The sequence below is a fragment of the Serratia sp. FDAARGOS_506 genome (genome assembly GCF_003812745.1).
In the GTDB taxonomy this organism is placed as follows: Bacteria; Pseudomonadota; Gammaproteobacteria; order Enterobacterales; family Enterobacteriaceae; genus Serratia.
This window is the reverse complement of record NZ_CP033831.1, coordinates 2,258,500-2,271,096: the sequence shown is the minus strand read 5'-3', so window position 1 is coordinate 2,271,096 and position 12,597 is coordinate 2,258,500. Positions and strand designations below refer to the sequence as shown.

The window sequence follows — 12,597 nt, the reverse complement described above, 5'->3', positions numbered from 1 at the left end:
TGTTGATCGCGCCGTTTAGCCTTCGTGCAGGCCGCACTCGCGCTTGAGGCCAAAGAAACGCGTCTCTTCCTCGCTCATGCCCGGTTCCCATTTTTGGGTGGTGTGGGTATCGCCTACCGACAGATAGCCCTGCTCCCACAGCGGGTGATAACTCAGCCCGTGTTCGGTCAGATACTGGTAAATCTTGCGGTTGTCCCAGTCGATGATCGGCAGGATCTTGAACACCCCACGCTGCACCGCCAGCACCGGCAGATTGGCTCGGCTGCCGGACTGCTCGCGCCGCAGGCCGGCGAACCAGCTCTGCGCCCCCAGTGTCTCCAGCGCGCGGTTCATCGGCTCGACCTTGTTGATCTGGTTGTACTTTTCAATCCCTTCCACGCCCTGTTCCCACAGCTTGCCGTAGCGCGCCTCTTGCCAGGCAGGAGACTGTTCGGCGCGGAACACCTGCAGATTCAACTTCAACTGGTCGGTCAGTTGATCGATAAAGCGGTAGGTTTCCGGGAACAGGTAACCGGTGTCGGTCAGGATCACCGGAATATCCGGCCGGATGCGCGTCACCAGGTGCAGACATACCGCCGCCTGAATGCCGAAACTGGACGAGAGTACGAACTCGCCGGGCAAATGCTCCAGCGCCCATGCAACGCGCTGTTCGGCGCTGAAGGTCTCCAGTTGGCCGTTGACCACCGCCAATGCCAGCGCCTGCCCGGATTTGGGCAACGCGTTCAGCGCCGCCAGATCGAATTCAGCCATGTTGTCTCTCCTGCTACTTGAAATTGCCTGTGCGGCCCCTCTGCCCAGGGGGCGCACGGCCTCACTCCCAGAAATCTCGCGCCGGATCCAGCACCGGTTTGACGATGCCCGCGCGGATGGTGAAGTCGCCGAAGCCTTCGCCGGCGTTGCGCTCCTTCGCCCAGCGCCCCACCAACAGGTCGATCTCGCTCAGGATCTCGTCTTCGTTGATGTTCTCGCGGTACATGCGCGGAATGCGCGTGCCTTCACGGTTGCCGCCCAAATGCAGGTTATAGCGGCCGACCGCCTTGCCCACCAGCCCCAACTCCGCCAGCAGTGCGCGGCCGCAGCCGTTCGGGCAGCCGGTGATGCGCAGCACGATATGCTCGTCGCCCACCCCGTGCCGATGCATGATCCCTTCCACCTTGGTGACGAACTGTGGCAGGAAGCGCTCGGCCTCCGCCATCGCCAGCGGGCAGGTCGGGAACGACACGCAGGCCATCGAGTTCTTGCGTTGTTCGCTGATCTCGTCGTCGATCAAGCCATGATCGCGCGCCAAGGCTTCGATCTTCGCCTTCTCGCTTTCCGGCACGCCGGCGATGATCACGTTTTGGTTCGCCGTCAGACGGAAGTCGCCTTTATGGATCTTGGCGATCTCCGCCATGCCGGTCTTCAGCGGGCGCCCCGGATAGTCCAGCAGGCGGCCGTTCTCGATAAACAGCGTCAGGTGCCATTGATCGTCGATGCCCTTCACCCAACCGATGCGATCGCCGCGGCCGGTGAATTCATACGGCCGGATCGGGGCGAAGGTGACGCCGGCGCGCTTTTCCACTTCGGCGCGGAAAACGTCCACCCCAACGCGCTCCAGCGTATATTTGGTTTTGGCGTTCTTGCGATCGGTGCGGTTGCCCCAGTCGCGCTGCGTGGTCACCACCGCTTCCGCTACCGCCAGCGTATGCTCGAGCGGAATGTAGCCGAACTCGCTGGCCTGGCGGGCGTAGGTTTTCTTGTTGCCGTGCTCGATGGACAACCCGCCGCCCACCAGCAAGTTGAAGCCCACCAGCTTGCCGTTTTCGGCGATCGCCACGAAGTTCATGTCGTTGGCGTGCAGATCGACATCGTTCTGCGGCGGGATCACCACCGTGGTTTTGAACTTACGCGGCAGGTAGGTCGGCCCCAGAATCGGCTCTTCGTCGGTAGTGGCCACCTTCTCCTGATCCAACCACACCTCGGCGTAAGCTCGGGTGCGCGGCAGCAGGTGTTCGGAGATCTTCTTCGCCCACTCGTAGGCTTCCTGATGCAGCTCGGACTCCACTGGATTGGAGGTGCACAGCACGTTGCGGTTCACGTCGTTGGCGGTCGCCAACGCGTCCAGCCCCAGGCGGTTCAGCAGCTGGTGCACCGGTTTGACGTTGCCTTTCAGGATGCCGTGAAACTGGAACGTCTGGCGGTTGGTGATGCGAATGCTGCCGTACAGCGTGCTCTCCTGCGCGAACTTGTCGATGCCCAGCCACTGCTGCGGGCTGATGATGCCGCCCGGCAGGCGGCAGCGCAGCATCATGGCGTGGCGCGGCTCCAGTTTCTGCTCGGCGCGTTCGGCGCGAATATCGCGGTCATCCTGCTGGTACATGCCGTGAAAACGGATCAACAGGAAGTTGTCGCCGTTGAAGCCGCCGGTCAAGCCGTCGTTCAAATCTTCGGCGATAGTGCCGCGCAGGAAGTGGCTCTCCTTCTTCATGCGCTCCGCATCGGCCAGTTTGCCTTCGACTACCAAAGGCCCGGGGTGTTTATCACTCATCAGTAAACATCTCGCTGATAACGGCGCTCAAGGCGCAGCTCACTTAAAAATTCATCCGCCTGCTCGGTATCCATGCCACCGTGCTCGGCCACCAGTTCCAGTAATGTGTTTTCCACGTCTTTCGCCATGCGATTGGCATCGCCGCAGACGTAAATGTGCGCGCCTTCCTGAATCCAGCGCCACACTTCCGCGCCCTGTTCGCGCAGTTTGTCTTGTACGTATATTTTATGTTGTTGATCACGGGACCAGGCCAGATCGATGCGGGTCAACAGGCCGTCTTTCACGTAGCGCTGCCATTCGACCTGATACAGGAAGTCTTCGGTAAAGTGCGGGTTGCCGAAGAACAGCCAGTTTTTGCCGCCGGCGCCGTCGGCGTCGCGCTGCTGCATAAAGGCGCGGAACGGCGCGATGCCGGTGCCAGGGCCGATCATGATCACCGGCGCTTCCGGATTGGCCGGCAGGCGGAAGTTGTCGTTGTGCTCGATAAACACCCGCACGTCGCCGTCTTCCTCCAGGCGATCAGCCAGGAAACCGGAGGCGCCGCCGCTGCGGGCACGCCCGTCGATGTCGTAACGCACCACGCCCACGGTGATATGCACTTCGCTTTCGTTCTCCGCCTGTGAAGAGGCGATGGAGTACAGGCGCGGCGTCAACGGACGCAGCAGACCGACCAGCTGTTCGGCGCTCAGATCCGCCGGCGCCTGACGCACCATGTCGACGATCGGCGTGTTGTGCGCGTACTGCTGCAGCGCGGCTTTATCCGCCAACAGACCGATCAACTTTTCATCGCGCGACAGCGCGGCGTATTTATCGACGATCGGCGTGGTGTTCTGCGTCAGTTCGAAATGGCTGCGCAGCGCCTGCGCCAGCGGCAGGGTCTGCCCTTCCACCTCGACCGGTTCGTCGCCTTTCAGCCACAATAGTTGCACCAGTTCGTCTACCAGCGCCGGATCGTTGTCGAACCATACGCCGAGCGCGTCGCCTGGCTGATAGCGCAGGCCGGAGTCGCCCAGATCGATTTCGATATGGCGCACGTCTTTATCCGACGCGCGGCCGGTAATTTTCTGCTTTACCGCCAGTTGGGCGGTGAGCGGTTGTTCCTTGCTGTACGGGCTGCTGTCGAGCAGATCGACCGCGCCGCTGGCCAACACGCCCGGCGCAGCGCTTTCCGCCGGCGCGCGCGCCTTCAGCACCGACACCACCTGTTTGCGCCAGGCGGCGGCCAGTTCCTGGTACTCCACGTCGGCGTCCACGCGCTCCACCAGGCGCTCGGCGCCCAGCTCGGCCAGCTTGCCGTCGAAATCTTTACCTGACTGGCAGAAATTCTCATAAGAGGTGTCGCCCAGCCCGAACACCGCAAAAGCGGTATCATTCAGCTTCGGCGCCTTCTTCGAGAACAGGAACTTATGCAGCGCCACCGCTTCTTCCGCCGGCTCGCCCTCCCCCTGCGTGGAGGCGACGATCACCAGCAGCCGTTCTTGGGCTATCTGCTTGAACTTGTAGTCGCCGGCGCTGATCAGCGTGGCGCTCAGATTGGCAGCCAGCAGATCGTCGCGCAGCTGCTCCGCCAGGCGGCGCGCATTGCCGGTCTGCGAAGCGGAAATGATGGTGATGCCGGCGGCAGCCGCAGGGGCGACAGGCGCAATGGCCACGGCTCCGGGCTGTTGATTGACCATGCCCCAAAAATAGCCGGACAGCCACGCCAGCTGCGTCGGCGAATAGTCGCCGATCGTCGCCTGCAAGCGCGCCAGCTGTTCGGGCGTCAGCGGGAGCAAAGATGTTGGAGGAGCCTGAGTCGTCATTGCTGTACTTATTTCCTATACTTAGCGCCTTTCCTGCCAGGCGCGCGCCAGTGTCAGTCGCTGTCTCTTCACTGCGTCGGGTGTGCGGAAAAGATCAGGAGAGTTTGTAAGGTTACCGAGCAGAATAGCAACGATTAAATAAGGGATAGCAATAAATCATAACCAAAATGACTAAGCTGTTTTTCTGGTAAGGGATAACGCTTAAACCGTTAAACAAACTTTTTTATCCAGATGAAATTAAAGCGCTTTTTTTCATCATTTTTTCACCGTTCGACATTTCGGCTCATTACCGCAGCCGATAGGTACCGCGAACACCAAACAAAAAAAGTGTTAACCGAGCGCGGTTGCCACGGCGCTAGACCATAACGGTATAAATGGCAAGCAGACGCGCTTTCCGGTACTATGCGGCGGTTTTTGAGTCAATGAGGCCGTAATAATGGCAACCACGCTGTTTAAAGATTTTCAGTTTGAAGCCGCACACCGTTTGCCGCACGTACCGGAGGGCCATAAATGTGGCCGTCTGCATGGGCATTCGTTTATGGTGCGTCTGGAAGTGACCGGTGAAGTGGACCCCCACACCGGTTGGGTGATGGATTTCGCCGAGCTCAAGGCTGTGTTTTCCCCGATCTGGGAGCGGCTGGATCACCATTATCTGAACGATATTCCAGGATTGGAAAATCCCACCAGCGAAGTGCTCGCCGCCTGGATTTGGCAGCAGCTCAAGCCCCAGTTGCCGGAACTGACTGCGGTGATGGTGAAAGAGACCTGTACCGCGGGATGCGTATATAAAGGTTAAAGAAAGGGCGCCGCAAAGGCGCCCTGATTTTAGGCGATGTTCAGATACTTGTGGGTCTGCATCGACAGCCGCCAGTTGCGCGCGATGCAGGTTTGGATGCACAGGCGAGTCGCCTCTTCTTTCTGGCTTATCGGCTGCAGCGCAATGATCCGCGCCTTATCGTCCTGCAGCGTCGCCAGCAGCGTGTCCAACGCCTCGATATCGCGCTCGCGCGCTACCGGATGCTTCACCTCGTCGGCGCGCCGCAGCGCCTGATCCAACACCTTCATACCACCGCGCATATTCACCTTCGGCGAAACCGTCACCCAGGTTTTGGCGGAACAGCGCACCTCGTGGGTGCCGCTGGTTTCAATCTGGCAGCCGTAACCATGCTGTTCGAACAGCTCAGTCAGCGGCGTCAGATCGTAGATGCAGGGTTCACCACCGGTGATCACCACATGCCGGGCGGTGTAGCCTTGTTGGCGTATCACTGCCAACAGCTGTTCGGCGTTGGCGTTGCCCCAGGCATCGCTCTCTTCTGTTTTGACCAGGATCCTTTGCAGGTCGACTTCCCGATTGGCTTCCTTTTCCCAGGTATGTTTGGTGTCGCACCAACTGCACCCTACCGGGCAGCCCTGCAAGCGGATAAAAATGGCCGGCACGCCGGTGAAAAAGCCTTCGCCCTGCAAGGTTTGGAACATCTCATTGATCGGGTACTGCATCGGTTTCTCAATCTGGAAAAGTAAAACGCGATTATCGCAGATTCCGGCCCGACGACCAAACGGCCAACATTGTATTAAATTTTATTCTCAGCGCCGCCACCAGCATATCTCACCGCCCATGGCGTTTATCTAATTTGTTCGACGGGTTCTGATCTTTCATTCACGGTGTAACCTGCTTCGCAAAAACAACATTTATTTAACGTATAAGATAAATATATTTGACATAAAGCCTCGACGCGCAGATGTATATACAAGCAAACACAAGCCGGGCGCCAGTTTCGGCCACGTTCCATCACGACTACATCTGCGTTTAGAGGGTGCCATGACTCATTCCACCAGCGAGTTAAACATTCAACAGGCCATCGACGACAGCAAGTTTTCGCTGTTTCACTGGACCCTGATCATTCTCGGATTCCTGATCCTCGCCATCGACGGTTTCGATACCGCCGCCATGGGCTATATCGCTCCCTCGGTCGCCAAAGACTGGGGCATCGTCAAACAGGATCTGGGGCCGGTGCTGAGCGCCGCGCTACTGGGGCTGTCACTCGGCGCGCTGATCGCCGGGCCGATCTCCGACCGCATCGGCCGCAAGCGCGTACTGGTGTTTTCCTGCCTGTTCTTCGGCCTGTCGAGCCTGGCCACCGCCTACGCCGGTTCACTCAATAGCCTGACGCTGTGGCGCTTCCTCACCGGCCTCGGTCTGGGGGCGGCGATGCCCAACGCCATCACGCTGATCTCCGAATACGCGCCACAGCGCTGCCGTTCGTTGGCGATCAACACCATGTACTGCGGCTTTCCGCTGGGCGCTGCCGGCGGCGGCGCCATTTCATCGTGGCTGATCCCGAGCTACGGCTGGCACAGCGTGCTGCTGCTCGGTGCCATTGCGCCGCTGACATTGACGGTCTTGCTGATCCTGCTGCTGCCGGAATCGGTCAAATACATGGTCAACCGCGGGCAGGATGCGGCGAAGATCAAGCGCATCGCGCAACGTTTCGTCAGCCAGAGCCTCGACGGCGTGACGCGTTTTTACCTGTACGAAGAGAAGCTGACGCAGACCAAGACCAGCATCGGCCTGCTGTTCAGCCGCCCTTATCTGCTCGGCACGCTGATGCTGTGGCTGACCTACTTCATGGGGCTGGTGATCTACTACGTGTTGCTGAGCTGGATGCCGATCCTGATGCAGGGGTTAGGTTATCAGTTGGAACAGTCGGCGATGCTCACCTCGCTGTTCACCTTCGGCGGCACGCTGGGCATTCTGGTGGCCGGATGGCTGATGGATCGCTGGAATGCGCATAAGGTGGTCTCGAGCGGCTTTGTCGCCACCGCCTTACTGATCGTGGCGATGGCCACCGAGGACAAGCATATCGTGTTGTTGGGCGCCTTCATCTTCCTGATGGGCGTCACCATGAACGGCGCGCAGTCCGGGCTGCAAACGCTGGCGGCCACCTTCTACCCCACCCACAGCCGCGCCACCGGCATCGCGTGGATGCAGGGCATCGGCCGCTTCGGCGGCGTCGCCGGTACCATGATGGGTGCCCAACTGCTGGCGATGCAGTGGGAAGTACAGAGCATCCTGATGTTCCTGTGCGTACCGGCGCTGATCGCCGCCATCGCCACGGTATGCAAGATGACCCGCAAGCCGGCGCTGCAACCGGCGGCCTGAGCCGTAAAGCCCGCCCCGGCGGGCTTATTCCCCGTGGCAACACGGGTTGGTTTATCCGCTGGCCGCAACTGTAATCAGTCTGTAAAAATATTGTGACTAGCCGCCCAAAAATGAGTCAATTTTAATTCATTTTTGCCGAACAGCTCACTTTTCTCCGGCTTTCCACACATGAAGCCGGCGATAAAAAATCGCATATCAACCTGATATAAAAAGAAAATAACTTTTTCTTATGCCACTTTTCAGCGGCAACTGGTCAGTGTTGCATATGCTTGTACATACAAGTATATGTTAATAAGCCCTACGCATTGTTATGCCGTGGTACTCATCCCCACCGCGGCATGAAATCTGCACCGATACTGTTTGAGGAAACTGCTGTGACTACAAATAACAAAGTTCGCAATGTCGATGTACGCGCGCCACGCGGCACACAATTAAACGCAAAAAGCTGGCTGACCGAAGCGCCGTTACGCATGCTGATGAACAACCTCGATCCTGAAGTTGCGGAGAACCCACACGAGCTGGTGGTGTACGGCGGCATCGGCCGCGCCGCGCGCGACTGGGATTGCTACGACAAGATCGTCGAAACCCTGAAAACGCTGGAAGAAGACGAAACCCTGCTGGTGCAATCCGGCAAGCCGGTCGGCGTATTCAAAACCCACAGCAACGCGCCGCGCGTGCTGATCGCCAACTCCAACCTGGTGCCACACTGGGCGACCTGGGAACACTTCAACGAACTGGACGCCAAAGGTCTGGCCATGTACGGCCAGATGACCGCCGGCAGCTGGATCTACATCGGCAGCCAGGGCATCGTCCAGGGTACCTATGAGACCTTCGTCGAAGCGGGCCGCCAGCACTACGACGGCAGCCTGCAGGGCCGCTGGGTGCTGACCGCCGGCCTGGGCGGCATGGGGGGCGCACAGCCGCTGGCCGCGACCCTGGCGGGCGCTTGTTCGCTGAACATCGAATGTCAGCAGAGCCGCATCGATTTCCGTCTGAAAACCCGCTACGTCGATGAGCAGGCTAAAGATCTGGACGACGCGCTGGCCCGCATCAAAAAATACACCTCAGAAGGCAAAGCCATCTCTATCGCCCTGTGCGGCAACGCGGCGGAAATCTTGCCTGAGCTGGTCCGCCGTGGCGTACGCCCGGACATGGTCACCGACCAGACCAGCGCCCACGATCCGCTGAACGGCTACCTGCCGAAGGGCTGGAGCTGGGAAGAATACCGCCAACGCGCGCAGACCGAACCGGCTAAAGTGGTCGCCGCCGCCAAACAGTCGATGGCCGACCACGTAAAAGCCATGCTGGCGTTCCAGCAGATGGGCGTGCCGACCTTCGACTACGGCAACAACATTCGCCAGATGGCAAAAGAAACCGGCGTCGACAACGCCTTCGACTTCCCGGGCTTCGTGCCGGCCTACATCCGTCCGCTGTTCTGCCGCGGTATCGGGCCGTTCCGCTGGGCGGCGCTGTCCGGCGATCCGCAGGACATCTACAAAACCGACGCCATGGTGAAAGAGCTGATCCCGGATGACGAACACCTGCACCGCTGGCTGGACATGGCGCGCGAGCGCATCAGCTTCCAGGGCCTGCCGGCGCGCATCTGCTGGGTTGGCCTTGGCCAGCGCGCCAAGCTGGGCCTGGCGTTCAACGAGATGGTGCGCCGCGGCGAACTGTCCGCCCCGATCGTCATCGGCCGCGACCACCTGGATTCCGGCTCCGTTTCCAGCCCGAACCGTGAAACCGAAGCGATGAAAGACGGTTCCGATGCGGTTTCCGACTGGCCGTTGCTGAACGCCCTGCTGAACACCGCCAGCGGCGCCACCTGGGTTTCCCTGCACCACGGCGGCGGCGTCGGCATGGGCTTCTCCCAACATTCCGGCATGGTGATCGTCTGCGATGGCACCGACGAGGCAGCCGAGCGCATCGCCCGCGTCCTGCACAATGACCCGGCTACCGGGGTCATGCGTCACGCCGACGCCGGTTACGATATCGCTATCGACTGCGCCCGCGAACAGGGCCTGAACCTGCCGATGGTTGCCGCGACCCAAGGAGAAAAAGCATGAAAGCGCTGACTATTCGCCCAGGCAAACTCACGCTGGCTCAACTGCGTGAAGTCTATCAACACCCGGTAACGCTGACGCTGGACGACAATGCGTACGCGCCAATCCAGCAGAGCGTGGCCTGCGTGGAACGCATCGTTGAAGAAAACCGCACTACATACGGCATCAACACTGGGTTTGGCCTGCTGGCTTCGACGCGCATCGCTCGCGACGATCTGGAAAACCTGCAGCGTTCGATCGTGCTGTCACACGCCGCCGGCGTAGGCGAGCCGACCGACGACAACCTGGTGCGCCTGATTATGGTGCTGAAGATCAACAGTCTGTCGCGCGGCTTCTCCGGTATTCGTCTGGAAGTCATCCAGGCGCTGATCGCGCTGGTCAACGCCGAAGTCTATCCGCATATCCCGCTGAAGGGCTCGGTCGGCGCCTCCGGCGACCTGGCGCCGCTGGCGCATATGAGTCTGGTTCTGCTGGGCGAAGGCCAGGCGCGCCATCAGGGCCAGTGGCTGCCGGCGACCGAAGCGCTGGCCAAGGCCGGCCTGAAACCGCTGACGCTGGCGGCGAAAGAGGGCCTGGCGCTGCTGAACGGCACCCAGGTCTCCGCCGCCTTCGCGCTGCGCGGCCTGTTCGATGCCGAAGATCTGTTCGCCGCCGCGACCGTGGCGGGCAGTCTGACGGTAGAAGCGGCGCTGGGCTCCCGCAGCCCGTTCGATGCGCGCATCCACGAAGTGCGCGGCCAGCGCGGCCAGATCGACGCCGCCCTCGCCTATCGCCACCTGCTCGGGGCGCGCAGCGAAGTCTCCGACTCGCACCGCAACTGTGAGAAAGTGCAGGACCCCTACTCCCTGCGCTGCCAACCGCAGGTGATGGGCGCCTGCCTGACGCAGATCCGCCAGGCCGCTGAAGTGCTGGAAATTGAAGCCAACGCCGTCTCCGATAACCCGCTGGTGTTCGCCGAACAGGGCGACGTGCTGTCCGGCGGCAACTTCCACGCCGAACCGGTAGCAATGGCCGCCGATAACCTGGCGCTGGCGTTTGCCGAGATCGGTTCGCTGTCCGAACGCCGCATCTCGCTGATGATGGACAAGCACATGTCGCAGCTGCCACCGTTCCTGGTGGAAAACGGCGGCGTAAACTCCGGCTTCATGATCGCCCAGGTGACCGCCGCGGCGCTGGCCAGCGAAAACAAAGCGCTGGCGCACCCGTCGAGCGTCGACAGCATTCCGACCTCCGCCAACCAGGAAGACCACGTTTCCATGGCGCCGGCCGCCGGTCGCCGCCTGTGGAGCATGGCGGACAACGTGCGCGGCATTCTGGCGGTCGAATGGCTGGCCGCCTGCCAGGGCCTGGATTTCCGTAACGGCCTGAAGACCTCGGAAGGTCTGGAGCAGGCGCGCCGTCTGCTGCGCGAGCATGTCAGTTTCTACGACAAGGATCGTTTCTTCGCCCCCGACATTGAAGCCGCCAGCCAACTCTTGGCGGCCGGTCACCTGACATCGCTGCTGCCTGCGGCGCTGCTGCCTAGCCAGGCATAATCATCACACTCTGAATCACGCAGTTTGTTCTGCCCCGCCGGGTGCGTTCCACCCGGCGCGGGCAGCGCGTGCCTGTTCGGCAAACACTTAACGGGAAGCAACATGCGTAACGAAACGACACAACTCAGACGCGGACTAAACGCGCGGCACATCCGTTTCATGGCTCTCGGCTCGGCGATCGGCACCGGCCTGTTCTACGGCTCCGCCGGCGCCATCCAACTGGCCGGCCCGGCCGTGCTGCTGGCCTACCTGGTGGGCGGCGCGGCGGTGTTCATGGTAATGCGCGCGCTGGGTGAAATGGCGGTGCACCAGCCGGTTTCCGGCTCGTTCGGCCACTACGCCAGCCACTATCTCGGCCCGCTGGCCGGGTTCCTCACCGGTTGGACCTATACCTTTGAAATGGTGATCGTCGCCCTGGCGGACGTCACCGCCTTCGGCATCTATATGGGACTGTGGTTCCCGGACGTCGCGCAGTGGGTCTGGGTACTCAGCATCATTCTGTTTATCGGCGCGCTCAACCTGTGCAGCGTCAAGGTATTCGGTGAACTGGAGTTCTGGCTATCGCTGGTCAAAGTCGCCGCCATCGTGGCGATGATCGTCGGCGGCGCGGCAGTGATGCTGTTCGGCTTTGGCCAAACCCAGCACGCCACCGGTATCAGTAACCTGTGGCAGCACGGCGGCTTTATGCCTAACGGTATCGGCGGCGTGGTCGCCTCGCTGGCGGTCGTGATGTTCGCCTTCGGCGGCATCGAGATCATCGGCATCACCGCCAGCGAGGCGAAAGACCCCGCTAAAGTGCTGCCAAAAGCGATCAACGCCGTACCGGTGCGCATCCTGCTGTTTTACGTACTGACGCTCACTGTGCTGATGGCGATCTACCCGTGGAACAGCATCGGTCAGAACGGCAGCCCGTTCGTGGAGATCTTCAGCAACCTCGGCATCAGCTCCGCCGCCAACGTGCTGAACGTGGTAGTGATCACCGCCGCTATCTCCGCCATCAACAGCGATATCTTCGGTGCCGGTCGCATGATGTACGGCATGGCGCAGGACGGCCAGGCACCACGTAGCTTCTCCAAACTGACCACCAGCGGCGTGCCGTGGATGACGGTGCTGGTGATGTCGGTCGCCCTGTTGTTGGCGGTGGTACTCAACTACCTGATCCCGGAGAAGATCTTCATGATCATCGCCTCGATCGCCACCTTCGCCACCGTCTGGGTGTGGCTGATGATCCTGCTGTCGCAGGTCGCCATGCGCCGCACGTTGTCGCCGGAAGAAACCCGTCAGCTGAGCTTCCCTGTGCCGTGGTGGCCGGTGGCGCCGGCGCTGGCGACCGCCTTTATGGTGTTCGTTATCGGTCTGCTCGGCTACTTCGAAGAGAGCCGCATCGCGCTGTACGTCGGGCTGGTGTGGATCGCTTTCCTCACCGTGGCCTACTGGCTGTGGGTGCGCAAGAAAGGCGGCGGTTCGCCGGTGACCGCAGCGACGCAACAGATGTAACGCTCGCTTCTGC

9 protein-coding genes are annotated in these 12,597 nt (G+C 60.8%); 5 read left to right on the top strand and 4 right to left on the bottom strand.

The annotated features are described in order from the left end of the window. Nucleotides 1-15: 15 nt before the first annotated feature. The 3 genes from EGY12_RS10890 to cysJ all read right to left on the bottom strand — a co-directional run bounded on the left by EGY12_RS10890 (nt 16) and on the right by cysJ (nt 4,329). Complete coding sequence (locus EGY12_RS10890; RefSeq protein ID WP_123893563.1) at nt 16-750, bottom strand: phosphoadenylyl-sulfate reductase; 735 nt, start codon at nt 748-750, stop codon at nt 16-18. Between the two features lie 61 nt (nt 751-811). Next, nucleotides 812-2,527 carry an assimilatory sulfite reductase (NADPH) hemoprotein subunit gene (gene cysI / locus EGY12_RS10885; protein WP_060442158.1) on the bottom strand — a complete coding sequence of 572 codons (1,716 nt, stop codon included), beginning with the start codon at nt 2,525-2,527 and terminating at the stop codon, nt 812-814. After that, nucleotides 2,527-4,329 carry an NADPH-dependent assimilatory sulfite reductase flavoprotein subunit gene (gene cysJ / locus EGY12_RS10880; protein ID WP_123893561.1) on the bottom strand — a complete coding sequence of 601 codons (1,803 nt, stop codon included), beginning with the start codon at nt 4,327-4,329 and terminating at the stop codon, nt 2,527-2,529. Before cysJ ends, cysI begins: the two co-directional genes overlap by 1 nt. Before the next feature lie 436 nt (nt 4,330-4,765). On the opposite strand from cysJ, the gene queD reads away from it, so the two are divergent. After that, nucleotides 4,766-5,125: a 6-carboxytetrahydropterin synthase QueD gene (gene queD / locus EGY12_RS10875; protein ID WP_004932638.1), complete on the top strand. Its 360-nt coding sequence runs from the start codon at nt 4,766-4,768 to the stop codon at nt 5,123-5,125. 29 nt (nt 5,126-5,154) lie between these two features. On the opposite strand, the gene queE is transcribed toward queD, so the two are convergent. Further along, nucleotides 5,155-5,826: a 7-carboxy-7-deazaguanine synthase QueE gene (gene queE / locus EGY12_RS10870; RefSeq protein ID WP_123893559.1), complete on the bottom strand. Its 672-nt coding sequence runs from the start codon at nt 5,824-5,826 to the stop codon at nt 5,155-5,157. A 322-nt stretch (nt 5,827-6,148) separates the two neighbouring features. Here queE and EGY12_RS10865 point away from each other — a divergent pair, with 322 nt between their 5' ends. The 4 genes from EGY12_RS10865 to EGY12_RS10850 all read left to right on the top strand — a co-directional run bounded on the left by EGY12_RS10865 (nt 6,149) and on the right by EGY12_RS10850 (nt 12,584). Beyond that, nucleotides 6,149-7,489: an aromatic acid/H+ symport family MFS transporter gene (locus EGY12_RS10865; protein ID WP_123893558.1), complete on the top strand. Its 1,341-nt coding sequence runs from the start codon at nt 6,149-6,151 to the stop codon at nt 7,487-7,489. A 374-nt stretch (nt 7,490-7,863) separates the two neighbouring features. After that, nucleotides 7,864-9,555, top strand: a complete 1,692-nt coding sequence (hutU, locus tag EGY12_RS10860) for a urocanate hydratase (RefSeq protein ID WP_025159649.1) — start codon at nt 7,864-7,866, stop codon at nt 9,553-9,555. Next, nucleotides 9,552-11,087, top strand: a complete 1,536-nt coding sequence (gene hutH / locus EGY12_RS10855) for a histidine ammonia-lyase (protein WP_039568876.1) — start codon at nt 9,552-9,554, stop codon at nt 11,085-11,087. Before hutU ends, hutH begins: the two co-directional genes overlap by 4 nt. A 102-nt stretch (nt 11,088-11,189) precedes the next feature. Then, complete coding sequence (locus EGY12_RS10850) at nt 11,190-12,584, top strand: amino acid permease (protein WP_123893556.1); 1,395 nt, start codon at nt 11,190-11,192, stop codon at nt 12,582-12,584. Nucleotides 12,585-12,597 lie beyond the last annotated feature (13 nt).